This is a genomic window from Shewanella sp. VK101 (assembly GCF_056497865.1).
Window position 1 is genome coordinate 2,649,363 of record NZ_CM151402.1, and the last position, 24,406, is coordinate 2,673,768.

Genomic DNA, 24,406 nt, shown 5'->3' on the forward strand with positions numbered 1-24,406 from the left:
GTGTAACCCTTTTTGAGTCACACCTGCCACCAAACTCAGCGCTGATCCTGAGCCCGGCGCTTCTTGAAGTCCGAATCTTCAAGCCATTTGGGCCAGTCATTGTTATTGGCCAACCGCGCCAGGATATCGCTTATCAAGGCCAAATCCTGCCGAACCCCATCCAGACTCCAGCTTGGGTCATAATCATCGGCTGCCTTATGATATTTGTGGGCAATATAATCCGGGTCTGTATCCCCCAAACTCATAAACAGCAAGCCGGGTACCCCTTCCTTGGCCAGAGCGAAATGATCCGAGCGGAACATCAAGCCATTTTGCGGTCGGGGATCGGCCTTGACGCTGCGTCCCTGCCCTTTGGCGGCATCATTCAAATACTGCTCCAGCTCTGACACACCCTCACCATAACGCAGGATGTAATCCACGCCTTTACCCATATTCATGCCGTCTATATTGAGAAATGCCACCAGCTGCTTGGTGGGAACCGGGGGATTTTCGGCAAAGTACTGGGCGCCAATGAGTCCGGTTTCCTCGGCAGTAAAGGCGCTGAACAGAATCGAGCGTTTCGGGGCATCAATACCCTTTTGCTGTTTGAAGTGCTTTGCCAGTGCCAGAACACCGGCCACACCTGAGGCGTTATCCACAGCGCCGTTGAGCACCACTTCCTTGCCATCTTCAATGGTTTTTCCCAGGTGATCCCAGTGAGCGTGCATCACCAAGTATTCATTTTTATGCTCGGTTCCAGGCAACAAGGCCGCCACATTGTGGGATTGCGCCAGCTCTATCTTGTTGTTCAAGGTCAGATTGGCCTTGAGTTTCAACGGCACCGCCTTGAAGCCTTTATTGACCGCCTGTTGCTTCAAGGTATCAAAGTCCAGACCCGCCTGGCTGAACAGCTTCTTGGCGCTATCGTGCTGGATCCACCCCATCACGCCAACCGATGATGCGTTGTTATCTTTATCCACCAGGGTGTACTTGGTATTGGTGTTGCTGTTACGCACCACCCCCCAACCGTAAGCGGCGGGCGCAGTTTCATGCACAATAAACACGGCTTCGGCGCCCTGACGGGCCGCTTCTTCATATTTATAGGTCCAGCGACCGTAATAGGTCATGGCATTGCCCTTGAATACCTGGGGATCCTGAGTGGCAAAGCCGGGATCATTGACCAGCACAATCAGGGTCTTACCACGAACATCCAGGCCTTCAAAGTCATTCCAGCCGTATTCCGGAGCATTGATACCGTAGCCGACAAATACCACCTCGCTGTCTTGCAGCTCCACCTTGGGTGTCACTCTTTGAGTGCGGGCAGTGAACTCCTCGCCGTTGCTGAAACTCATTGAGCCCAGCTTTAACTGCATATTCTGATCTGCGGTAATCCTGGCCATGGGAACGGCTTGCAGATAACTGTTGCCAAACCCTGGCTCAAGCCCCATCTCCTTGAAGGCCTCGGTAAGGTAATCCAAGGTCAGCTGTTCACCGGCCGACAGAGGCGCACGGCCTCCAAACGCGTCACTGGCAAGGGTTTTCACATCCTGGCGATAGCTGGATTCATCCAGTTCAAAGGGGGCGGCCAACGCCAGAGCGGGCGTTAACAGTGTGGCCAACAGGCCACACACAGAGGTAAATTTCACGACTTCATTCCTTGCTATTATCTATTTTGTTCAGCCATTGTAACAGCGGGGCAGCATTCGGCAATCAGCGCATCAAGGTGACATTCTGTGAGCCTTTGGATCCACAAGCGGCTTAATTTATGTCAAGCTGAATAGGTAATTGCATTGACAATGAGTTCCCCTATGGCCATGACTCTGCTTCAACAAGCCGCCCAATACCTGAAAAAAGCCTTGCCGTTGATGTTAAAACATCAGATACCGACAACGCCGGTCAACTATGCGCTCTGGTATGCCTATGTCAGCGAGCGCAACCCGGTACTCAATGCCAGCCTGGATGAAGCCGTCAGCCAGTACAACACCTGTCCGCCCTCCACGGCGGAACTCCTCTACCGTCATCATCTGGCCCCGGAAGATGAACTGGATGTCAGAGATATGCGCCAGAGTATGGAGGCGATAGCGACCGAGCTGTCTCAGTCACTCAAGGATACCAGCTGCGATGCCGACAGTTTTCGCGCCAAAATCGAGCGTAACTTTGGCCGTATCAGCCGCTTGGATCAGGACGCCATGGATCTTGAGCAGGTGATGGGCATGGTCCGAGCCCTGGTGAAAGACTCGGATGATATTCGCAGCAGCACGGATTATTTGAGCTCGCAACTGAGCAAGGCCCAGCAGGAGATAGACAGTCTGCGGCTACAGCTGCAAAACACCGAAAAAGACATATTGTTTGATGCCCTCACCGGCTGCCTTAACCGCCGTGCCTTCGATGCCGACTTCGATAGCTTGTTGAGTCAGTCGCCGAAGGGCTGCTGCCTTATTCTGGTGGATGTGGATCACTTCAAGCGTTTCAACGATGAATATGGGCATCTTTTGGGGGACCAGGTGCTCAAGGCGGTGGCCAAGCGTCTGCAGGATAGTTGCCGTGACGGCACCAAGTTGTATCGTTTCGGTGGTGAAGAGTTCGCTATTCTGGTGCCGACCAGTCAGCTGAGAGTGGCCCGCCAACTGGCCGAAGCCATGAGACGGGCACTGGAGAAGGTTAGCGTAAGAGACAGGCGCAAGGGCCAGCTCATCAGCAATATCAGCGCCTCCTTCGGGGTTGCCGAGTGGCAGCAAATGGATACCCGCCAATCCCTTACCGAACGCGCCGACACCTTGCTCTATGACGCCAAGCGTTTGGGCCGCAATCGGGTGATGCCGATATCAGGCTGAAACCGCCAGCGTTTGCAAGGCTTCTGCCTGCACCACAAATCTAAGCTCGGCGCCGCCGCTCAGGCTGTCGAAGGGATAACAGGTGATGAGCGTCAATAGCCGCTCATCACTGCCCATCAACCAACGGGTCTCAGATTCATGCACAACTGCGGTAGCCCGTATTCGATAAAAATGGATCTGGCCATCCATGCCCTGCAAGCGGATCTCCTGCCCCACCCTGGCCCCGGCCAGAATCGCGAAATGGGTATCCCTGTGACCGGCAATCACGGTATTGCCTGTCTCTCCGGCGCCGGCTCCCGAGAGCATCTGCGCCGGTCCAAAGGCCAGATTACGGCCACTGGCCCCGGCCAGCACATAGAGTGGCTCATGCTTGCCTATCCACAATTTGGCCGTGGGGTGGGTATCGGCCCAGGACCAGGGTTTGTGCGCCTGGCCGTCAGTCAGACTCTTGGCCCAGGCCTTTTCAATCAAGAACTGGGCGAACATGGCTTTGGCTTGCATATATCCTCCTTTAAACAGCATGGCCGAACCTGCCACAACCAGAACAACTATCACTATTGAGCAGATATCACCAAAGCGCCCCCTATTGACCGAGAGCATAGCGCCTGCTGTCAGGGCCTGATGAGCCTGGCTCATCGCCCCGCCTCCTCACAAGCACGGCGGCCAAAGGCCCTGGGGAAAGCCGCCAGCATCAGCGCCGCCAGCAAACTTGCCAACCCCAGCAGCAACATCAGCCGGCTGTCGGTGGCGGTCTGCGGCAACTTACCCTGCCAGCCCTTGGGCGCATGACTGGCCACTTGCCCTTCCCGGGTCGCCGCGGCGTCCGGATTGACCGGGGTGACATCCACTGCCACCAGGCTGGTGTACGGACTGACCAAGTGGTACTTCAGCGACAGCGCTGTGACCTGGCGTTCAATGCGTTCACTGTTGGCTGCATCTTTGGCCAACTCCAGCGCGGCTATCTGTTTTCTGGCCCAGATAAGATCCAGCCCTTTGGGCTCAGCCTTGGCATTGAGCGCCAGCTCCTGCTGCCAGAATTGGCCATCGATAAGACCGGATACGATAACTGCCTTGTGGGCATTGCTACGCTGTTTGATGCTCACCAATACCGGCTCACCCTGATAGAGATCCGGAATTTGTGCCGGCCAGTAATCCGGCACAGTGCCGTCAGGGTAGCGCAGCGACACATCTGTGATCCTGGGAGCAGAGATTTTTTCCAGCAAGGCAACCACCTTTTGCTCCACCTCCTGCATCTTGCCAATATAGGTAAAGCTGCCCCGCCCCAGCTCGGCAGCGCGCTGCATAAAGTGGGAGTTGGGCGCACTGCCTATACCTATGGTAAACAGACGGTTGTCGCCGAGCCTGTCTTTAATCAGTTCAAATAGCGCCTGTTCATTGCCTACGGCGCCATCTGTCATGAAAATCACTTGCCTGAGCGCCTTAATCTCACCTTGCGTGCCGACTTTATTTTGAGCGGCAAAATCATTGTTCAATGCCAACTCAAGCGCCTTGGCCATCTCGGTACCACCGTTGGCTTCCAGGGCACGAATAAACTGCTGTGCCCGACCTATATTGTGGGCCGTCGCCGGCAAAGAGTTGGCCGCCATGGTCTGCACTGCAGAATTGAATTCAACAACATTGAAACTGTCCTCCGATTTGAGACTGCTCAATGCATACAGCAATGCCTGTTTGGCCTGAACTATTGCATCTCCCCCCATGGAGCCCGAAGTATCTATCACCAGAATAAGCTCCCTGGGCAAGGGCTTGGCCACCTCTTTGCTCTGTGGAGGCATCAACATCAATAGACTGTATTCATCCCTGGCAGCTTGGCCTTCGGCCTGCGCTAAAGAAGGTGCTGGGGTATGGGTCTGGCCTTGCTGGCTGAACAGCGCCGCTGCGGGCTTGGCGCCCGTATCCGCTTGCCATTGCAACACAAAGTCGCTGTCGGCCTTGGTATTGTCTTGTTGCAGCTGCACCCGAATACGGCCATCACTCAGGGTTTGTTGAGAAATAGCATGATAAGGGGATTCCAGCGACAGCAAGGGAAAACCAGCATCCAGGATAATATCCAAACTGAGACGATTCTCCTGGCCACCGCTTTGCGCTTGGGTGCTTATAGGCTCAGAGCTTTCGCTATCAGCGCCGGTGAACATCTTTTCAAGGCCCGCGGCTTCAATCACAGGGCTCAACAACCGCGCCGCCTCTTCCACGCCCTTGAAGCTTTGCAGCATGCTTTGAGGCAGATAACGGGGCGTGTGGGTCATGGGAAAGCGCAGGCTGAACTGACCATCACGGTAATCCAATGCTTGCTGGTAGCTGAAGCTGACTTTAAGGGTTTCCCCCGGGGCCAAATTAGCCACCTGAGTGGTGAACAGGTTGGGCCGCTCCTGACTCAGTAAACTGGCGCGCTTGCCCTGAGCCTTGGCCTGCTCAAAAGTGCGCTTGGCCTCTTCCTTTGGTTGAATAACCCCCTCGATGATCCGCTCACCTATTCTCAGCTGCATGCTGTCCACCGCCGCCTCATTGGGCAGCGGGAACAGGTAACGGCCGTGGATCCACTCCTGGCTATCATTGGTGAATGACTGGGTGACGCTGACTCTGTTACTCCAGCCACTGATGCTCATGCTGACTTCGGTTGCCAGTGCCGGGGCCTGGGTGTCGCCGAAGGCGAGCACCCCGGCACCTGGCCACTGCGGGTTATCAATCAGTTGAAGGGTACCTTCCTGAGCCTGGGCACTTGCAGGCTCTTCGGCAAGTTGGGGGCCATTCTCGGCCCAGGCTTCAACCGAGCTCACCAGATTGAACACCAGCAGTGCCAGCAGGGCAAAGCCTGAAAATTGCAGGGCGTTGACGGCCCTGCATAAATAAGTATCAGAATCGCTGTGACTGGCGGCGGGCATTCTCTGAAACTGCTCGTTTTCCTGCCGAGGAATATCCATATTCATTTTGCCGCTCCCTCTCAATTACCGCTTTGTTGATTGGCTGCCAGAGCAGCTCCCTGAGTCTGCAATTTCAGCGTGACCCGACGGTCAAAGAAGTCGCTCTCGCGGCTCTGTTTGGCACTGAGGGGAGAACTGGCGCCAAAAGCCTGGGTTTGCAAACGCTCTTCGGCAACGCCTTGGCTAACCAAATAACTTTTCACCGCCTCAACTCGCTGCTCGGACAGCGTCTGGTTGTAATCAGAATTACCACGGCGATCGGCATAACCGGTCAGATCCAACATCAGCTCAGGCGACAGGCTCATGGCATAGGCCAAATCGTCCAGCTGGCGGGCAAAGTGGGGTTCGATTTCGGCGGTGCCGGTACGAAACTGCACATTCATACCCACGATTAACTCTTCGAGCTGGTCAGCTCGGTCGCGGGAAAGCGCATTGAGGCGACTCTGGGCATCGGCGTATTGCAACGATAACTCCTTCAGCGCTCGCTGCTTCTCACTGAGACTCGCCAGTTGTTCGGTTTGCTCGGCCAGCTGTTGCTGCTGACTCTTGAGCTGCTCGTCATCGCCCACAGACTTACCCACTATGCCGCCGGTGAAGGCGCCGATAACCGCCCCCACAGGTCCCCCAACCACGGCGCCCAGCAGTGCGCCTGTGCCAAAGCCAACCAACTCTTCGTTGTGGTCTCTCTCCTGAGTCGGTAAGTTTGGCTGGCTGTCGGCGTGCGCCAGAGAAGAAGTCAGCAACAGTGATGCCATGATCAGGGAGGCTATGGGGGTCTTTTTCATCATCTCGATTCCTTTTGTCTTGTAGAGCCTGCTGCCCAGTTGGCAGCGTTCCTCGTCGTTGAGATGATTAAACCCCATTGAAATGGCAAGTCTGGGGAGCAAAAATGGCACTTTGGCTATCAATTGTGGCAACAAAATGGCAATTGGAAGCGATCGCTTTTTTCACGGCTAAAATCCTGTATAGTCACGGCTATTCACGGCTCGGCAGGAACAAGAGGCAGATGAAACGCATTGCCATAGTGGAAGATGAAGCTGCAATAAGAGAAAACTACAAAGATGTGCTGCAATCACAGGGTTACTCTGTGCAGACTTACGCCAACCGCCCCGAGGCCATGCAGGCCTTCAACACCCGCTTACCGGATTTGGCCATTATTGACATAGGTCTGGAGCATGAAATCGATGGTGGCTTTACCTTGTGCCAGTCGCTGCGGGCGATGTCGGGCACCCTGCCGATTATTTTTCTCACCGCCAGAGACAGCGACTTCGATACGGTTTGTGGCCTGCGTCTGGGTGCCGATGACTACCTGAGCAAAGATGTCAGTTTTCCCCATTTACTGGCGCGGTTGGCGGCGCTGTTTCGCCGCTGCGAACTCGCCGGCAGCAGCGCTCCGGCCGACACTCTGATGGAGCGCGGCGCCCTCACCATAGATGCCAACCGAATTCAGGTATATTGGCAACAGCAGCCGATTGAATTGACAGTGACCGAATTCTGGATGGTGTACGCCCTGGCCAAACATCCCGGCCATGTGCGCAGCCGCACCGAATTGATGCAAGAAGCCAAGATTTATGTCGATGACAGCACCATTACCTCCCATGTAAAGCGGATCAGGCGCAAGTTTATCGCCGCCGATCCGGCCTTTGACTGTATAGATACCGTCTATGGCATGGGTTATCGCTGGGATCCCGAATCTTGAAGTTTCCCTCCTATCACCCGCCAATAGGCCTCAGAACCAAGACTCTGGTACTGTCGCTGTTTTTGCTGTGCCTGCCCTGGCTTGGCTATCAGTATGTGTGGGAGATGGAGAAATATCTGCGTCACGGCCAGGAGAAAACCCTGGAAGGAACCACTCAGGCCCTGGCTACGGCGCTGCATGAAAGACCCAGGCTGTTCGACAGCCAGGCCAGTTTCCTCAATCAAGTGGAAAAGGGCCGCGATCTCTACGCCTACCCGCTCAACGGCCCCATTCAGCTGGATGGCCGCCTCAATGATTGGGAAGCTTACCGCCATCGCGCCATGACCTATGGCGAAGAACACACCCTGATGCGCTTGAGTGACAGCCAGTCAACGCTGAGCTTTACCCATATGGTCGGTAAATATGGCGGCTACCTTTACGGCTTTTTCGAGGTAACGGATCCAAAGGTGATTTACCGCGGCCGCAACAGCCTGAGTGTGGATCGCAACGACTATCTGGCTATCGCCACCCTGGCCCCGGATGGCCGTTTTCGCCGCTACACCATAGCCAACAAGCACGATGGCTGGCTCAGCGCCTTCGAGTTGCCTGAAAATCCAGCGCTCAGTGCCCCGGTGACACCAGAGGTCCGCATTCAGGGCCAGTGGTTGAAAACCGATAAGGGTTACAATATTGAACTCAGAATGCCGCTGGAGATGGTGGGCAGTAAACTCAGTTTCGCCATTCATGATGTCAACGACAAAAAGAGCCGCAGGCTGGAAGCCATAGTTGGTACCTCGGCCACTGACCGCGCCGACAAGCTGGGGACGGTTCTGGTACCATCACCGGAAATTGAAAGTATTATCAAAGGTATGGGGCATAACAGCTCGCGGATCTGGGTGGTGGATGTCCATGGCCGGGTGCTGGCCAAGTCGGGCGATATTCGCGCCGATTCCAGTGTCTGGACCCGCTCGGTCGAGGAGGAGCGGCAACCGGAAAGCTTCTTTGGCAAACTGGAACACGACTATCTACACCCCATCTACTACACAGTGCTGACCAAGCCGCCTATGGATTTTATCGACTCACTGCAGGACTCGACCGAACTCGGCGGCAGCCATATTCGCCGGGCGTTGAATGGCCAGATGGCCTCCACCTGGCGCCTGACACCGGATAACAAGGCGGTGGTGTTGGCGGCGGCCAGCCCCATCTGGATTGACGATAAGGTGATGGGCGCCGTGGTTGCCGAGGAAACCACCCATGGTATCCGTACCCTGCGTAACCGGGCACTGGAGAAGCTGTTCAATGTGATCCTGACCGTGATGGCCATGGGAACCCTGGCACTGTTTGTGTTTGCCTCCGGGATCTCCAGCCGCATTCGCAAACTCAGGGATCAGGCTGAACGCGCCATCGACAGCCAGGGGCGGGTTCGCGACACCATTCCTCCTTCAAAAGTGCGCGATGAAATTGGCGATCTGTCGCGCAGTTTTGCCAATATCGTCAACCGATTGGGGCAATATACCCACTATCTGGAAAACATGTCCTCGCGGCTATCCCACGAATTGAGAACCCCGGTGGCCGTGGTGCGCAGCTCATTGGAGCACTTGAGTCTGCAGCAACTGGATAAAGACACGGCCAAGTACGTCGACCGCGCCCAGGAAGGGGTCAACCGCTTGTGGCTGATCCTCGCCAACATGAGCGAAGCCACCCGGCTCGAGGAGTCCCTGTCCCAGGCCGAGATAGATGAATTCCCGCTGACCAAGGTAGTGGCAGGCTGCGTCGCCGGGTATCAGATGACTTACAAGGAACAAGGTTTCGTGCTGGTGTTGCCGGATGAACCTTTGACCATGCGCGGCGTGCCTGAATATATCGCCCAGCTGATGGATAAGCTGGTCACCAACGCCATTGAGTTCAGCAAAGGCGATACCGATATCCGCATCAGCCTCAAGGTGCAGGGCAAACAGGCACTGCTCAGGGTGGAAAACCAAGGGCCACTGTTGCCGGAAAACATGACCGAGCAGATCTTCGAGTCCATGGTCTCAGTGCGGCCACAAACGATGCAGTCCAAACCTCATCTGGGACTGGGACTTTATATCGCCAGGCTTATCACCGCCTTCCATGGCGGCCATATCAGTGCCAGCAACCTGAGCGACGGCTCAGGTGTCGAAATTCGGGTCAGCCTGCCGCTGCTTTAAGCCGCGGACAACTTGAACAAGTCTCAAGCCCGCCGCACTGGCAATGACAAGATTCAATGTTAATATGCCTCAAAGGGGCGCCCGCCCCGCTATCACAAACAAGAGTTGCATCCATGAAGAAAGCCACCAAGCTGGTCTCACTCGGCCGGGACAAAAAGTGGAGCAAGGGAGTGATCAATCCTCCCGTGTTTCGAGCATCAACCGTTGTATTTGACAGCATGGAACAGATGCGCCACGCCACGGCCAATCGCGCCAAAGGGGAGATGTTCTATGGCCGCCGCGGCACCCCGACTCACTTTGCCTTTCAGGCGGCCATTGCCGAACTCGAAGGTGGTGTTGGCACTGCGCTCTACCCTTCAGGCTCTGCGGCCATCAGTGGCGCCCTGCTGTCTTTTCTGAAGGCCGGTGATCACTTGCTGATGGTAGACAGTGTCTACGAGCCCACCCGGGATCTGTGCGACAAGCTGCTCAAGGGGCTGGGGATTGAAACCAGTTACTATGACCCCTTGATTGGCACCGGTATCCGCGAGCTTATCCGCCCCAATACCAAAGTGCTGTTTCTGGAATCTCCCGGCTCCATCACCATGGAAGTCCAGGATGTGCCGACCCTGTGCCGTATCGCGCATGAGCATCAATTGGTCACCATGCTGGACAACACCTGGGCCTCCCCCATCAATTGTCGCCCGTTTGAGATGGGCGTCGATATCTCGATTCAGGCCGCCACCAAGTACATAGTGGGTCACTCGGATGTGATGCTGGGTACGGCGACCGCCAATGAAGCACACTGGGATACCCTGAGGGAGAACAGCTATCTCATGGGCCAATGCACCTCTGCAGACGATATCTTTCTGGCGGCCAGGGGGCTGAGAACCCTGGGGGTAAGAATGGCGCAACATGAAAAAAATGCTCTCAAAGTGGCCAATTTCCTGGCGCAGCGCCCGGAAGTGGATCACCTGCGTCACCCGGCGTTTGCCAGTTGCCCGGGTCACGAGTTTTTCCAGCGTGACTTCAGCGCCGCCAACGGCTTGTTTTCCTTTGTGCTCAAAGAGGGTAACCGCCAGGCGATGACCGCCTTCGTCGAAGGGATGGAGCACTTCAAGATGGGATTTTCATGGGGTGGCTTCGAGAGCCTTATTCTGGCGATATCCGGTATAGAGAAATTGCGCACGGCAACCCAGTGGGACAGCAGCAAGCCCCTGGTGAGACTGCATATAGGTTTGGAAGATCCGGACGATTTGATTGCCGACCTCGAGCGAGCCTTCGAACGTTATCACGCCGCAATGCAGGCTTAATCAGCAAAAAGCCCGCTTGAATGCGGGCTTTTTAAGCTTATCGCTGTTAGCGTCAGTCAAAGTCCAGCTCATCTGCCGACACTCCTACGCCCAATTCACGGGATAAGGCCATCTGCTCACGAATATCCTCTATTCGCCTGCGTGCAGCGCTTATCCGTATGTCTTTTTTACTGACCCGGTTATTGGATGTCAGTGTTCCCTCTTGGGCCGCTTCGCTCTTGCCTCTACTCACAGATTGATTAAATGACATGTTCTTCCCTTAACTTCACGCCGGTTCTCTCCAGCTGTCTCAAGAGCGCTTCCTGCTCACTTGGGGCAAAGCCGGTAACCCGGAGTTAAAAACGACACATCCGGTATTAAACACACCGGCAACCCTCACATCATGCCTTATTAAAGAGCCCGTTCCTATCGGAAAGTTCCCTTATTTTAATCCCGTTCAGGAAAAACTCAGGTGCTTGATATAAAGAAAAGATGTTTCACTAGTCAGCGCATCACCCTGGGTGTGAATTACAAGTTCTAATCCAGTAGCAACCCCAAAAAAGCCTCGATTTCGAGGCTTTTCTTTTTTATATCTTGACCTATCAGTTTACCGCCTGGGGCCTTGGCTCATAGGCATCGGTTCCCCACAGCGGCACAGTGGACAGAGCGTGCTTGTGGCTGCCGTTGGTTTCTTTGGTGGAATAGGACAGATACAGGAGTGTCTGGTGTTCACTGTCATAGATACGTCTCACCTTGAGGCTCTTGAACAAGATGCTCAAGGACTCGGTAAACACTATCTCGCCCTTCTTCCCCAGTTCGATACTGGCCAGTTGCGCCTTGGTTATCGGTCCTGTCTGGCGACAGCTGATACTCATATCCGATGGGTCGGCAAAATCCAGATTGGCCTCTATGCGACTGATATGACAGGTAACACCGGGCAGTTTGGGATCTGTCTTGGCATCTATGATCACATCTTTGGTGGTAAATACGCCCAGGCTGACCTTGCCCACATCATCGCCGCACCCGGCGAGCAAGCCTGTTGCCGCAGTCACGACTAAGGTGGCCAAGAGTGGCGTTTTTTTCAGTGCCATGAAGAGTCCTCTTTCAATTAAAGTGCAATTTAACGGTACAGGCGCTCGGCCCAGCGGGTCAAGCCGGCCACCACTGAGCCGAAGTGATCGCCACTGACTAAAGCCACATCCGGGAAACGCGCGCGGATCTGCTCGGTAATATACGGGCTCTTGGCACTGCCACCTGTGAGATAAATGACATCCGGCTGACATCCCCCTTCCGTCAAAGCCTGGGTGATAAGCTTGTGCACCGTTTCGAGCGATTCATCGATGGCGGCCACAAAGGTGGCGGCATCGACATTCACAGTCAAGGGCTGCGGTTTGGGCGCTTCGACAAAACCTATATCCATAGCGGCTTGCTTACTGTCGCTCAGGGCGATTTTAAGCTGCTCTGCACTACGCACCAAACGATAACCCAGCTGATCTTTTTGCATCTTCAATAAGCGCGCAAGTTTCGCCTGCTCTTTGGCATCCCGCAGCAGCTCTTCAATCAGCTTGCGACTACTCAAGGCAGAGAATTCCCGCTGGGCACTGACATCGTTGACGGCGACCGCGTTCCAGAAGGGTTGCCTTGGCATAGGCTTGCCTGTGCTCAGCGCGCTGCCGAGCCCCAAGTGCGGCATAAAACCGGCCATCGCCAAGGCGATATCCAGATCGTTGCCCCCTACCCTTTGACCACTGTGGCCCAGGCAGTCATCACTGCGATCTTTCTTGTCCTTAAGCTCAGGCCCCATGCGCACAAAGGAGCAGTCACTGGTACCGCCGCCAATATCCACCACCAGCACCCGCTGCTCCCGGGTGAGTGTCGACTCAAACTCAAGGGCAGCCGCCATAGGCTCATACAGAAAAGCCACATCGGTGAACCCGGCGCGCCGGGCCCCCAGAGTCAAAATGGCCTCGGCTTGCTTGTTGCTCTGCTCGCCGCCAATGCCCTGAAAGTTAACCGGTCGCCCTATCACCACCTGGGAAATAGCCTGTTTCAGGCTCTGCTGCGCCCGGGTATGAATTTCCTGCATCATCAGGGTGACGATATCTTCAAACAGCGCCATCTGATTGCTGAGCAGGCCCGAAGCTCCGAGGAAGGACTTGGGCGAGCGAACATAGAAGCCCTCTTCCGGCATCTCCATATAGGTTTCAATCGCCTGATTGCCGATGAATACCGCTTGCTCGTTGGCAAGCAAATCCAGCTCCAGGCGTGCCATTCGGGCGCGACTCAGCTCGGCGGCGCGTTTGGGTTTGAAATCAGCCTGGGCCGCCAAAGGCAAGCGCTGCAGCACAGATTCGGAAATGAGTTCCCGCTCCATGGCATAAATGGTCGACGGCATATAGTTTCCATCCTCGGCCAGAGGCAAGAGCCGGGTCTTGCCCCCATCCATCACACCAATGGCGCAGTTGGCACTGCCATAGTCAAAACCTGCAAACATTCCGTCCTCCTGCTTTCGCTGGCTCGAAGTGGCCCGGGCGCCGCTTTTTGCTTTGAAGACAAAGCCTCAGCGCCCCTCTCCCGGCCAGGAAACCGGCCGAGAAAAAGAGCGCAACATAGCATAAGCCTGGCAGAAAGCCCAATCGCCAATATCGCTCTCTTTGACCAAAGTGGGGGTATTGTCATTCTTTCGACATAAATTCGCTCTACCTTTAAGGAATGCTTCTTGCGTTCTTGCAAAGGACAAAGGGCTAAGGCCATTTGCTGCAAACCGCGCCTTGTATCCAGGTCTATATTCCAACGCAGAGCACATATGGGACTTGTTCGCACCTTCCTTAGCGCCGGCGCAACCCCGAATTCAAACCTGAGCCGGGCCGAAATAGCGTCAAACCAAGAAACTGCGCCCCGCCTTTATTCTCTGATTACAAGCGGATATCGGAGTGTTATTGTATATCTGCCGGTCTTTCTCTATGTCCGGCGTCTGCTCACGAGGAGTCTTTGCCGTGTCACCGTCCGTCGAAAAATTTTCTCTGGATAAGGAGCTTTCCTGGCTGTCTTTCAATGAAAGAGTCTTGCAGGAAGCAGCCGATCCTCTGGTTCCTCTGGTGGAACGGGTTCGCTTTCTGGGCATATTTTCCAACAACATGGATGAGTTCTTCCGGGTCAGGGTTGCTGCGGTGCGCCGCTCGATTCTGTTATCCAGTCTGCAGGAAGGTCGCAACTCCAGCCGCCATTTGATGGCCAAGATCCAGACCAAGGTATTAATACTGCAAGAGCGTTTCGACGCCATTTACGGCGAGTTAATGCGGGAACTGGCAAGACACAGCATCTTTCTCATCAATGAGAAGCAGTTGAGCGATTTTCATAGCCAGTGGCTGAAAAAGCATTTCAAGGATCAGCTCAAGCGTCACATCACGCCGCTTATCCTCAGCAACCGCTCCGAGCTGTTCAAACAACTCAACGATGACACCACCTATCTGGCAGTGTGCCTCTACAGCCGGGAAAAGCGTCAGTACGCCCTGGTGGAAGTACCCACCAAGAATGTACCGCGTTTCATCCAACTGCCGGCAGAAACCTCGAAGCGCCGCAAGCATTTGATTTTGCTAGATAACATAATCAGGCACTGTGTCGATGAGCTATTCGCCCCTTTCTTCGAATATGAAGAGATTGAAGTCTTCTCCATGAAGCTGACCCGCGATGCCGACTTCGATCTCACCGATGAGCTGGAACAGAGCCAACTGGAAAAGCTCACCAAGGGCCTGAAAAAGCGCCTCACCGCCGAGCCGGTACGTCTGGTGTATGACAAAGAGATGCCGGAGCATATGCTGAGTATGCTCACGGCGCAGCTGAATATCTCCAATACCGAGTGCCTGATCCCCGGCGGCCGTTACCACAGCTTCAAGGACTTTATCGGCTTTCCCAATCCGGGACGCAAATACCTGGAAAACGACAAGCTTCCGGCACTGGACTCGGCCGGATTCAGTGTCTGTGCCAACAAGTTTGACGCCATTCGCCGCGGCGACATCATGCTTTATTACCCCTATCACAAGTTTTCCCACTTTACCGAGCTGGTGCGCCAGGCGGCCTATGATCCTGCCGTCAAGTTCATCAAAATCAGCCTCTATCGGGTGGCGAGAAAGTCCCATATCATCCAGTCGCTGATAGATGCGGTGAAAAACGGCAAACTGGTCACCACTGTGATTGAACTCAGGGCCCGTTTCGATGAGCAGGCCAATATCGAGTGGAGCCGGGTGCTGGCCGAGGCCGGCGTCAAGGTGCACCATGGGATCCCAAGCTTGAAGGTCCATGCCAAGATGTGCCTTATCGGCCGCGAGGAAGCCGGTGCAATGCGCCTCTATGGCCACATTGGCTCGGGTAACTTCAACGAGGGCACGGCCAGGGTGTACACCGACCTTTCGCTGTTTACCGCCAATCAGGAAATTGCCGCCGAAATAGAGCAGGTATTTGAGTTGATTGAGCACCCTTACAGACGGGATAACTTCCAGCATCTGATAGTTTCCCCCTATGATGCGCGCCAGAAGCTGACCGGCCTTATCGAGCAGGAGATCATCAATGCCCAAAGCGGCATCAAGGCCGCCATCACCCTCAAGCTCAATAATCTGGTGGATGAGGCGATGATCCAAAAGCTGTATGAAGCTTCCAGCGCCGGCGTCAAAATCCGTCTGCTTATTCGCGGTATGTGCGCGCTTATTCCCGATATTCCCGGGATCAGCAACAATATTGAGGTCTTCAGCATAGTGGACCGATTCCTCGAGCACTCGCGAGTGATGCTGTTCCACTCAGGCGGTGAAAACAAACTCTTTCTCTGCTCCGCCGACTGGATGGGGCGTAATATCGATAACCGTATTGAAGTCAGCACCCCGGTATATGATCCCGGCTTGAAGCAGATGATCCTCGATACCCTGGCGCTGCAATTTACCGACAACATCAAGGCGCGGGTGATCAACAAAGATCAATCCAACCCCTACCGTAAGCGGGGCAACAAGCGTAAGGTAAGATCCCAGATAGCCATACATCAGTATCTGGGCAACTACGAAAAACAGCGGCAACTGGATCTGGCCAAGCCCCAGGAACCGACGCAATAGCAAAATGAGGACCACCTTGACTGCAACACCCAAGCATTTTGTCGCTGTGGATATGGGCTCCAACAGCTTTCATCTAGTGATAGCCCGCGAGCAGGATGGCAGCATTCAGATCCTGCATAAAGAGAAACGTCTGGTACAGTTGGCCGAGGGGCTGGATCAGGACAACAGGCTGGATAATGACGCCATAGCGCGCGGTCTCGCCTGCCTCAAGGATTTCAACCTCAGGTTTTCCACTCTGGATCAGGCCAGAGTCAGACTGGTGGCCACCCACACTCTGAGAGTCGCCCGTAACCGTGAGGCCTTTATCGAGGCTGCCAGGGCCATTATGCCCTACCCGGTCGAAGTGGTATCCGGCCATGAAGAGGCGCGCCTTATCTACAAGGGCATAGCCCACAGCCAGGAGCTGGCAGAGCGCAACCTCATCATAGATATCGGCGGAGGCTCCACCGAAGTGGTGCTTGGCCACAAGACTCAGGCGCAGATACTCTCCAGCCTGCGCTGTGGCTGTGTCAGTTACAACCAGAAATACTTTGTCGACGGCAAGCTGACGTTGGAGAACTTTCGCGCCGCCCAGGCTGCGGCCGATAAACAGTTTGCCTCGCTGGCCAAGGAATATTTCAGTGGCCAGTGGGATCTCACTCTCGGCAGCTCAGGCAGTGTCAAGGCCATCTGCGAAGCGATGCAGCACTTCTTCAACGATGAAACCATCACTCTGCCCAGGCTCAAGCAGTTGAAACAGCAGTTGCTGGACTGGGGGCATGTGGATCAAATTGAACTGCCGCAGGTGGACAGTAAACGTGCACCTTTGCTACCGGCGGGGCTGGCTATCCTGATCAGCTTCTTCAAGAGGCTGCCGATCACCGAGTTGCAGTTTGCGCAAGGGGCTCTGCGCGAAGGCGTACTATACGAACTTGCCGGGATCAGCCAATTCGGTGATGTCAGCGGCCGCACTGTCGAGAGCATGGCCAAACTCTATCATGTGGACTTGAACCATGCCGCCAAGGTGGCCACTTCCGCCAAACAACTGTTTGATGCCGTTGCCGACGGTTGGCAACTCGAGCCCTGGCGCTCCCTGCTGGAACATGCGGTGAAACTGCATGAGATAGGGATCCATATCAATTCCCGCGCTCACCACAAACACGGCGCCTACATCATAGCCAATAGCGATCTGCCCGGTTTCAGCCAAGAGCAGCAACAGCTGCTGGCACTGCTGATTGGCAACCAGCGCAAGAAACCCAACCTGGAGGCGCTGGCACAACTGGAGCCCGCTCAGAAATTACGCCTAATCCGCCTAATGGCGCTGCTGCGCCTCGCCGTGTTGCTGAATCTCGGCCGTATCGCCCGCAGCTTGAAAATCACCCGGGTAAAACCCACGGCAACAGGCATGCAGATAAGCCTGCCCGAGCCGCGTCAACGCATCAGCCTGTTTGCCAAAGACCTGCAGCGGGAGCAAAAGCAGCTCGCCCAGTTGGGTTTTGAGCTGCAGATAAGTTATGCCGACAACTGACGTCCTGTGACTAGGCCCTTGTTATATCGGTAACTGGGGTTAATCAGTGGCTGTGATGCCCGCCTTCAAGCTGCTGACCATCTGCCGAGTAGAAGCCTGAGCTGCCATGTTGAATAAAGCCCTGGGTGATCATCTTGGCAATAAAAGGGTCAGACTCACTGTCGCCCACATCGGCAAAGTCGAGGTCCTGGAAACCTGAGGTAAGCCGCTTGAAACTCTCCTGGCTCACAGGCGTCAGTTTGCTGAGCCGATAAACAATACGCTGCTCACCTTGAGTGATGGTCATCTCGGCTGGCAGTTCCAGCTCGCTTATCCAGCTCAGTTGCAAAGACTGCGACTCGGTGGCACTTTTGTTCGCGTGACTATGATTTTCCTCATGACTTTCTCCATGACTCTTGCTCTTAAAAGAATAGCTCTGACGGGTGAAGCAGCTATCCTGCAGGCTTTGGCCCTTTTCAAATTGACTCAAGGCAGCGGGCGATATCAGGTGAAACTGCCTATCGAGATCGGTGTGAATATTCAGCGCCAAGAGATCGCCGCGGCGATAGCTGATAGAGCGTTTCTCCTGGGGGAAATAACGCACATACTCACCATTTTTATGCCAAGCCTCATAGCTGACAGGGCTGCGCTGATAGATGATGGTATCGTCAAAGCGCGTCAGGGTCAGTTGCTGCTGCCTGGCCTGCTCACCGCTGCCAACAGTGATCTGATAGCTGGCTTGAAAACGACCGGGTTTGGCGGCACAAACATTAGCATCATCGCCAATTGAGCCGCCCGCTTTGACATGGACGTGCTCCTGGCTGCCAGGCTGGTTGCTGACAGACTGAGTATTGGCCATGGCAAACTGCCCCAGAGAAGCTGTGATCCCCAAAGCGAGTGACAGCGTGAGTGACAATGTGATTGACAATGCGAGTGGGCGACCAAGAACGCGAGGGGCTGTGCAATGAGCTGTGCAAAGAGCTATACGAGGAGCGATATGAAGCGCTACGCGGGAAAAAAAGGGTAACGCTGGCTTGAATGTTACACGGGACATAATAAACCTACTGATATTACTCTAAAACCAAAGAAGCAGCCTGACACCCTGCCTGAAACTAGGGGCAGGCAGGGGCATCAGGCTGCGAAACGCTAAACCTTATTGCGCCGCGGCGGCCTCGGCCTTATTGACCAAATCACCGGCAAAGTTCATCACATGGAAGATGTGGTTCTGCTCAACCGTCCCCTGAACCAGACTGGCACCCGGGCCGCGAGCGAAGATTGCCACATCTTCACCGGCATGGGTTTCACTTTCCAGCGGCACCAATGCCTCCTGATGGAACCCCACACTCTGGGTGTCTATGTAATTTAGATCCACCCGACCAGGCTCGGCGGCATAGTTGTAACGCTCATCGCCACCGGTCGCCAACGAGCCAAAGCCCAGGCCATTGGCATAACCAACCGTGGTATAAGGCATGCCGTTGGCATCGGTAGAGTTGGTGACCGACGGCTGACCGTTGGCATCGTTACTCTTCACCAGGCCCAGGATAGGATTACCTCGGGTCGGATAGCCGGCGATGGTGAACACATGGCTGTGGTCGGCGGTAACCATCAGCAAGGTGTCATTGGCCGAAGTCTTCTCCATGGCGACACGTACCGCCTCAGACAAGGCTATGGTGTCGTGCAGGGCACGGGCCGCATTACCGGCATGGTGAGCATGGTCGATACGACCGGCTTCAACGATCAGGACAAAGCCTTTGTCGTTCTTTTTCAGAATATCGATACTCTTGGCCGTCATCTCTGCCAGGGAAGGCTCGCCGGTAACACCGGTCTCGACTCTGTCGTAGTCATATTCCATATGAGAGGAGTTAAACAGCCCCAGCGCATGCTCTGTGCTGCCGGTATCCATCGCCAGGAAGCTGTCACGGTCGGTAACGTAACTGGCGTTGGGGTACTGGGACAGCCACTCGGCGGTCAGATCGCGACCATCGTTACGCTTACCTGCTTTGCCTTCAGGATCGATAGTGGTGTTGGGAATAAACGCGCGGCGACCACCGCCCATAACCACATTGATCCCTTTGCCGTTATTGAAGTCCAGCATCTGGGCGGCAATATCTTTACAGCCGTTGGTGACGGCTTCGGCCGGCAAGTTGCTGTCCGCTTCCCAGTCGCGATCCGGCACATGGGCATAAGTGGCCGCCGGGGTAGCGTGAGTGATACGTGCAGTTGAAACCACACCGGTAGCCATACCCGCCATGGCGGCCAGCTCCAGCGAAGTCACCAGGTTTTGACCGCTGGCGGAGGAACAAACACCGCGCTCGACACCTTCAGCCTGTGAGATCACGCCAACGTCCGTCTTCACCCCGGTGACCATGGCCGTCATGGTGCCGGCCGAATCCGGGGTTTGACCATCAACGTTATATGTCTTGGCCAGTCCAAGATAAGGCAGAGTCTCAAAGGAGAGTGAGTTTTCCTCTCCGGTTTGCCCCTTGAGTTGACCATCGAGGATCCGCGCCGCCGTCACAGTTGAAACGCCCATGCCATCGCCGACAAACAAGATGATGTTTTTCGCCGCCCCCGCCTGGGTGTTATTGCTCATATTGGACGCCTTGGTGACGCGGTTTTGACCATCGACATACCATTGATTAACGGCGGTCCAGTCTTTTCCGTCACTGCCGTTGCTTCCATCCGTGCCCGGGGTACCTGCGGTGCCGTCCTTGCCGTTGTCACCGTCACTTCCACAGGCCGCCAAACCGAGAATCGCGGCCAAAGACAGTACCAGTAATTTCTTATTCATTTCCTTGCTCCCAATTAATACTTAGTACCGCCAAGCTCTTGGGCTTGATTGATAATGTGGAAAATCACGTTCTGCTCCATTACACCCTGCACCAGGTTGGCACCGGGGCCTGTGGCATGCAGACTAATGTCTTCACCGGCGTGGGTTTCACTTCCCATAGGAATAAGAGCTTGTTGCATAAAGTCTTTGTCTTGAGTGTCCACTGAGGTCAGGTCGTCACGGTTCCCCACAACTGCGCCCGGGCCATTGGTATAACCCAAGGTGGTGTATGGCTTACCATCGAGGGCAGTAGAAAGGTTTCCATCTATGCCGTGTACCAGACCAAGAATGGGGTTACCCCGCTTCGGATAACCTGCGATGGTGAACACGTGGCTGTGGTCGGCGGTGACCAGAATGAGCGTCTCTTCCGGGTTGGTGTTTTCGACCGCCGCCTTAACGGCGTTGGAGAGTTCCACCGCATCGGCCAGGGCGCGCTTGGCGTTACCGGCGTGGTGACCATGGTCGATACGACCCGACTCGACAATCAGCAGATAGCCCTTGTCGTTCTTCTGCAAAATCTCGATAGATTTCGCTGTCATCTCAGTCAATGAAGGTTCGCCGCCCACATCATCGGCGCGGTCCGCTTCATATTCCATGTGGGAGGAGTTGAACAAGCCCAGCAGGTGATCTGTAGTGCCGGCATCTATGGCATCAAACTCTGCGCTATTCCATACATAGGCGGCGTTGTCCAGGTTGTCGACCCAAGCCATGGTCAAGTCCAGGCCATCCTTACGCTGCCCTTTCTTGTTCTCGCCATCAGTCACTGTTTCAGGGATAAAGGCACGCCGACCGCCGCCCAGGGCGACTGACAGGGCATTGTCTTTATCGCGCATCACCATCTGGTAGGCGATATCTTTACACTCGTTGGCTACCGCCTCGGCAGGCAGGTTGGCGTCAGATTCCCAGTCACGCTCCGGGCTATTGGCATAGGTTGCTGCCGGAGTGGCGTGGGTGATACGTGCAGTACTCACCACACCGGTAGATAAGCCTTTGGCATTGGCCAGATCCACCAGAGTCACCAGCTCATTACCTTTGGATGACAGGCAGTTGCCACGAAGGCTCTGTTCGGATACCGAAATCACCCCCGCTTTGGACTTTACCCCGGTCGCAATGGCCGTCATGGTGCCTGCGCTGTCCGGTGTTTGCTGGTTGGTGTTATAGGTCTTGATCAATGCGGTATGGTCAAACTTCTCAAAACTCAAGAAGTTCTCTTCACCACCCTGGTTACCGGCCAGCTGCTGTCCTTGGTAGATACGCGCAGCAGTCAAGGTGGAGATCCCCATACCGTCACCGACAAACAAAATGACGTTTTTGGCTTTTGCTTTTGATTCTAATGTAGCCTTGTCTGACACCCGCTGGGCGCTTTCCTTATACCAATGGCTGTCAGTTTGAACACTGGGTAACACGGCGCTGTTGGCCGCCATGGTTACCAGGCTGCAAGAGATCAACGCAGCTAATCTATTTTTCATCACTTTCATCATCCGTATTGGGTTGAAGTAAATTGTTCGCTATTAAAAATAAAGCGGCCTGATTGTCAGGGATCCAGATGACAGATTTGATTAATCAAGATTGCAGTTATGTGAAGCTCTGCGTTTAAACGACACAAATCAAAGGAAAAGCTGGCTTTTTGGCCAAGAAACCTGAATGGGGATTGGATGGGAAATACATTAAAGGAGACACGTGTTTGTTCTGACTATCGAAAAACAGTGGTCGCACCCACCAGGCCACAGCTTAAATATTCACCAGATAAGCGCTAAAAAAAGCTCAGGAAAGCTATGATAAAAGAGCCATTTGGTTCTTATGTGTTTGTCACCGACTGGTTGCAACTGTTTGGCAATTTGGGAAAACAATGACAGAGCAAGCACTTAACCAACACTAAAACCTGTTGGATCCCGCAAAGGCACCCTCTTCAAATATATAAAAATATGCATTATTTATCAGTGCATTAATAGATTTCATCATTAGGAAACGTTTCACAAAAGCATTTCAATTCGTTATTTCAGGCATTAAGGCAAATCAGGCAAGCAACTCGTCATTTTAGGCAAACTTACTCGGCATCCCCTGCCTATACTGGTGCTAATTCAGGAGCAAATGACAAACACTGTTTCAGCAATACTTCCTGATAACGACCAATTCTAGTTAGGAGCAACCCAAATGAACAAAGTCTACTTCCCTAATACCAACGGTCTGGACATTACGCTCGCTGGGCTGATCAACTTCCCAGAAAATTTTGATGCGACCAAGCGTTACCCCGCGATTGTGGTGTCGCACCCGGGTGGTGGTGTGAAAGAACAAACCGCGGGCACATACGCAAAAAAACTTGCAGAGCACGGGTTTGTTGCCATTGCTTATGATGCCTCATATCAAGGTGAAAGTACCGGCAATCCGCGCCAGTTGGAAAACCCACACGTACGTACGGAAGATGTGAGTGCCGTGATTGATTACCTCACCACGCTGGATTACGTCGACAACGACCGCATTGGTGCGATGGGGATCTGTGCTGGTGCGGGTTATACCGCCAATGCCGCCATCAATGATCGTCGCATCAAAGCGGTGGGAACGGTCAGCATGGTGAACATCGGCCAAATGTTCCGCAACGGTTGGGATAACAACGTGAAAGACCGCGATGCGATTCCTTACCTTGAAGCCGGTTCTGGTGCGCGCACTGCTGATGCGAGTGGCGCGGAGCCTGCAACCATGCCAATGGCGCCGATGAACGAAGAAGATGCACCGAATGAAGAGCTGCGTCAGGCTTGGGAGTATTACCATACCGATCGTGCGGCGTATTGCACCGCACCGGGTTTTGCGACGGCTCGCAGCCTGACTCAAATCATCTCGTATGATGCATTCTTTAAAGCGGAAGCGTTCCTCACGCAGCCTCTTTTAACCGTGGTGGGCAGCAATGCGGGCAGCAAGTGGATGAGTGATGATCTGATGGCGCGTGCAGCGAGCAACGACAAACAGATGTACATTGTCGATGGTGCTAACCACATGGACCTCTACGATGGCGAGTCACCGATTGCTGAAGCTATTGGCGTACTTGCACCATTCTTCCAACGCACGTTGTAACACGCACGATGAATGTCAACGAAGGCTCAATGCATTGAGCCTTCTGCGAGGATAAAACGATGGATATTAAAAAAGTCTCGTTCCGAAACGCCGATATGGCTTGGGATATGGCCGCATTCATCTTGTTGCCAGACGGCTTTGATGCAGCAAAACGCTATCCGACCATGGTTAGTGTTCATCCATTTGGGAGCTGCAAAGAGCAAACCTCCAGCGCAGTTTATGGGAAGGCGTTGGCTGAATTAGGCTATGTCGTGATTGCCTTTGATGCGAGTTTTCAAGGTGAGTCGGGCGGTATGCCCCGTTATGTGGAAGATCCTACCCAACGCGTCGAAGACATCAGCCGCGTGATCGATTATGCCGTGACCTTACCGTATGTGGATGAGACCCGCATTGGTGGATTGGGCATCTGTGGTGGTGGCGGTTACATTCTCAATTCTGCCCTGACCGAGAAACGTCTGAAAGCCGTTGTGGGCATTACACCGGTTAATGTGGGTCGTTTGTTCCGCGAAGGGTTTAGCTTGTACAACCCCATCGGCACATTGGAAGCCATGGCGACGCAACGCACGGCTGAAGCTCGTGGTGCTGAGTTACAAGTGAATGAACTGTTGCCACCAAGCCTCGAATTTGCAAAAGAAAACGGTTTGACCGATCGCGATGTGTTTGAAGCCACAGAGTACTACAAAACACCACGGGGACAGTCGGAAGGCGGCGCAACGCGCATGGTCTTTTCTCACGCTCAAAAAACATTAAGCTGGGATGCCTTCGCATTTGCAGAAACCTTGATGACACAACCTATGATGGCGGTGGTTGGCCAGAAAGTGGGCGCGTTTGGCGCGTTCCGTGATGGGCAAGAAATTTATGGTCGAGCGGTGGCTTCGAAAGATCGTCAATTGGTGGATCTGGAGAATTGGTCGCACTACGAGCTGTATGACCATCCGGAAGCGGTGGGTTTGGCCATGGAACGCGTGGCACCATTCTTGGCGAAATATCTCCAATAAATGACTTCAATGCGTTCTTCGCGAGAGTGAAGAA

General features: G+C 54.3%; 18 protein-coding genes. 8 read left to right on the forward strand and 10 right to left on the reverse strand.

Features of this window, described 5'->3' with window-relative positions:
- Nucleotides 1–35: 35 nt before the first annotated feature.
- Entirely contained in the window at nucleotides 36–1,625 is a 1,590-nt protein-coding gene (locus ACSHSR_RS11965) for a M28 family peptidase (protein WP_208141593.1), read from the reverse strand.
- A gap of 162 nt (nucleotides 1,626–1,787) precedes the next feature.
- On the opposite strand from ACSHSR_RS11965, the gene ACSHSR_RS11970 reads away from it, so the two are divergent.
- Nucleotides 1,788–2,813 (forward strand): diguanylate cyclase domain-containing protein, encoded by a 1,026-nt coding sequence (locus ACSHSR_RS11970; protein WP_475627974.1) that lies wholly within the window; start codon nucleotides 1,788–1,790, stop codon nucleotides 2,811–2,813.
- Here the strand turns inward: ACSHSR_RS11970 and ACSHSR_RS11975 are convergent.
- From ACSHSR_RS11975 to pdsO, 3 genes are read right to left on the reverse strand one after another with little or no spacing between them, the layout of a single operon-like run.
- Nucleotides 2,805–3,413 carry a class GN sortase gene (locus ACSHSR_RS11975; protein ID WP_144164966.1) on the reverse strand — a complete coding sequence of 203 codons (609 nt, stop codon included), beginning with the start codon at nucleotides 3,411–3,413 and terminating at the stop codon, nucleotides 2,805–2,807. The genes ACSHSR_RS11970 and ACSHSR_RS11975 overlap by 9 nt on opposite strands.
- Before the next feature lie 32 nt (nucleotides 3,414–3,445).
- Nucleotides 3,446–5,758, reverse strand: coding sequence for a marine proteobacterial sortase target protein (locus ACSHSR_RS11980; protein WP_479630787.1), 2,313 nt, complete (start codon nucleotides 5,756–5,758; stop codon nucleotides 3,446–3,448).
- Nucleotides 5,759–5,772: 14 nt separating this feature from the next.
- A complete protein-coding gene (gene pdsO / locus ACSHSR_RS11985; RefSeq protein ID WP_096141672.1) occupies nucleotides 5,773–6,540 on the reverse strand; it encodes a sortase-associated OmpA-like protein PdsO in 768 nt (255 codons plus the stop codon).
- A gap of 218 nt (nucleotides 6,541–6,758) precedes the next feature.
- On the opposite strand from pdsO, the gene pdsR reads away from it, so the two are divergent.
- From pdsR to ACSHSR_RS12000, 3 genes are all read left to right on the forward strand, one after another.
- Nucleotides 6,759–7,451 (forward strand): proteobacterial dedicated sortase system response regulator, encoded by a 693-nt coding sequence (pdsR, locus tag ACSHSR_RS11990; RefSeq protein WP_025009526.1) that lies wholly within the window; start codon nucleotides 6,759–6,761, stop codon nucleotides 7,449–7,451.
- On the forward strand, nucleotides 7,448–9,619 hold the full coding sequence (gene pdsS, locus ACSHSR_RS11995; protein ID WP_144164933.1) for a proteobacterial dedicated sortase system histidine kinase: 2,172 nt from the start codon (nucleotides 7,448–7,450) through the stop codon (nucleotides 9,617–9,619). The genes pdsR and pdsS overlap by 4 nt, the downstream gene beginning before the upstream one ends.
- Nucleotides 9,620–9,732: 113 nt before the next feature.
- A complete protein-coding gene (locus ACSHSR_RS12000; RefSeq protein WP_144216359.1) occupies nucleotides 9,733–10,911 on the forward strand; it encodes a cystathionine beta-lyase in 1,179 nt (392 codons plus the stop codon).
- Between the two features lie 52 nt (nucleotides 10,912–10,963).
- Here ACSHSR_RS12000 and ACSHSR_RS12005 read toward each other — a convergent pair whose 3' ends face one another.
- The 3 genes from ACSHSR_RS12005 to yegD form a co-directional block, all read right to left on the reverse strand.
- Nucleotides 10,964–11,161, reverse strand: a complete 198-nt coding sequence (locus tag ACSHSR_RS12005) for a PA3496 family putative envelope integrity protein (protein ID WP_025009524.1) — start codon at nucleotides 11,159–11,161, stop codon at nucleotides 10,964–10,966.
- Nucleotides 11,162–11,492: 331 nt separating this feature from the next.
- Nucleotides 11,493–11,981 carry a CreA family protein gene (locus ACSHSR_RS12010; protein ID WP_051541651.1) on the reverse strand — a complete coding sequence of 163 codons (489 nt, stop codon included), beginning with the start codon at nucleotides 11,979–11,981 and terminating at the stop codon, nucleotides 11,493–11,495.
- Nucleotides 11,982–12,010: 29 nt separating this feature from the next.
- The gene (yegD, locus tag ACSHSR_RS12015; protein ID WP_479630788.1) at nucleotides 12,011–13,384 is read right to left on the reverse strand and encodes a molecular chaperone; all 1,374 of its coding nucleotides are present in this window, start codon (nucleotides 13,382–13,384) and stop codon (nucleotides 12,011–12,013) included.
- A gap of 469 nt (nucleotides 13,385–13,853) precedes the next feature.
- Between yegD and ppk1 the strand changes: the two genes are divergently transcribed.
- Nucleotides 13,854–15,989: a polyphosphate kinase 1 gene (ppk1, locus tag ACSHSR_RS12020; RefSeq protein WP_479631519.1), complete on the forward strand. Its 2,136-nt coding sequence runs from the start codon at nucleotides 13,854–13,856 to the stop codon at nucleotides 15,987–15,989.
- 16 nt (nucleotides 15,990–16,005) lie between these two features.
- Complete coding sequence (gene ppx / locus ACSHSR_RS12025) at nucleotides 16,006–17,496, forward strand: exopolyphosphatase (RefSeq protein WP_345857485.1); 1,491 nt, start codon at nucleotides 16,006–16,008, stop codon at nucleotides 17,494–17,496.
- Nucleotides 17,497–17,539: 43 nt separating this feature from the next.
- Here ppx and ACSHSR_RS12030 read toward each other — a convergent pair whose 3' ends face one another.
- The 3 genes from ACSHSR_RS12030 to ACSHSR_RS12040 all read right to left on the reverse strand — a co-directional run bounded on the left by ACSHSR_RS12030 (nucleotide 17,540) and on the right by ACSHSR_RS12040 (nucleotide 21,783).
- Nucleotides 17,540–18,403 carry a hypothetical protein gene (locus ACSHSR_RS12030; protein WP_208140269.1) on the reverse strand — a complete coding sequence of 288 codons (864 nt, stop codon included), beginning with the start codon at nucleotides 18,401–18,403 and terminating at the stop codon, nucleotides 17,540–17,542.
- Nucleotides 18,404–18,628: 225 nt separating this feature from the next.
- A complete protein-coding gene (locus ACSHSR_RS12035; protein WP_096141667.1) occupies nucleotides 18,629–20,266 on the reverse strand; it encodes an alkaline phosphatase family protein in 1,638 nt (545 codons plus the stop codon).
- A gap of 14 nt (nucleotides 20,267–20,280) precedes the next feature.
- Complete coding sequence (locus tag ACSHSR_RS12040) at nucleotides 20,281–21,783, reverse strand: alkaline phosphatase (protein ID WP_479631520.1); 1,503 nt, start codon at nucleotides 21,781–21,783, stop codon at nucleotides 20,281–20,283.
- Between the two features lie 676 nt (nucleotides 21,784–22,459).
- Between ACSHSR_RS12040 and ACSHSR_RS12045 the strand changes: the two genes are divergently transcribed.
- Together ACSHSR_RS12045 and ACSHSR_RS12050 are read left to right on the forward strand one after the other, a co-directional pair.
- Nucleotides 22,460–23,374, forward strand: a complete 915-nt coding sequence (locus ACSHSR_RS12045; RefSeq protein WP_115390467.1) for an alpha/beta hydrolase — start codon at nucleotides 22,460–22,462, stop codon at nucleotides 23,372–23,374.
- Nucleotides 23,375–23,433: 59 nt separating this feature from the next.
- Complete coding sequence (locus ACSHSR_RS12050; protein WP_208140265.1) at nucleotides 23,434–24,372, forward strand: alpha/beta hydrolase; 939 nt, start codon at nucleotides 23,434–23,436, stop codon at nucleotides 24,370–24,372.
- Nucleotides 24,373–24,406: the final 34 nt, after the last annotated feature.

Excerpts from the sequence above, each read along its gene's own strand:
- ACSHSR_RS11970 (WP_475627974.1), top strand. The coding sequence starts at position 1,788 with ATGGCCATGACTCTGCTTCAACAAGCCGCCCAATACCTGAAAAAAGCC.
- ACSHSR_RS11975 (WP_144164966.1), bottom strand. The coding sequence starts at position 3,413 with ATGCTCTCGGTCAATAGGGGGCGCTTTGGTGATATCTGCTCAATAGTG.
- ACSHSR_RS11980 (WP_479630787.1), bottom strand. The coding sequence starts at position 5,758 with ATGAATATGGATATTCCTCGGCAGGAAAACGAGCAGTTTCAGAGAATG.
- pdsO (WP_096141672.1), bottom strand. The coding sequence starts at position 6,540 with ATGATGAAAAAGACCCCCATAGCCTCCCTGATCATGGCATCACTGTTG.
- pdsR (WP_025009526.1), top strand. The coding sequence starts at position 6,759 with ATGAAACGCATTGCCATAGTGGAAGATGAAGCTGCAATAAGAGAAAAC.
- ACSHSR_RS12000 (WP_144216359.1), top strand. The coding sequence starts at position 9,733 with ATGAAGAAAGCCACCAAGCTGGTCTCACTCGGCCGGGACAAAAAGTGG.
- ACSHSR_RS12005 (WP_025009524.1), bottom strand. The coding sequence starts at position 11,161 with ATGTCATTTAATCAATCTGTGAGTAGAGGCAAGAGCGAAGCGGCCCAA.
- ACSHSR_RS12010 (WP_051541651.1), bottom strand. The coding sequence starts at position 11,981 with ATGGCACTGAAAAAAACGCCACTCTTGGCCACCTTAGTCGTGACTGCG.
- yegD (WP_479630788.1), bottom strand. The coding sequence starts at position 13,384 with ATGTTTGCAGGTTTTGACTATGGCAGTGCCAACTGCGCCATTGGTGTG.
- ppk1 (WP_479631519.1), top strand. The coding sequence starts at position 13,854 with ATGTCCGGCGTCTGCTCACGAGGAGTCTTTGCCGTGTCACCGTCCGTC.
- ACSHSR_RS12035 (WP_096141667.1), bottom strand. The coding sequence starts at position 20,266 with ATGAATAAGAAATTACTGGTACTGTCTTTGGCCGCGATTCTCGGTTTG.
- ACSHSR_RS12040 (WP_479631520.1), bottom strand. The coding sequence starts at position 21,783 with ATGAAAGTGATGAAAAATAGATTAGCTGCGTTGATCTCTTGCAGCCTG.
- ACSHSR_RS12045 (WP_115390467.1), top strand. The coding sequence starts at position 22,460 with ATGAACAAAGTCTACTTCCCTAATACCAACGGTCTGGACATTACGCTC.
- ACSHSR_RS12050 (WP_208140265.1), top strand. The coding sequence starts at position 23,434 with ATGGATATTAAAAAAGTCTCGTTCCGAAACGCCGATATGGCTTGGGAT.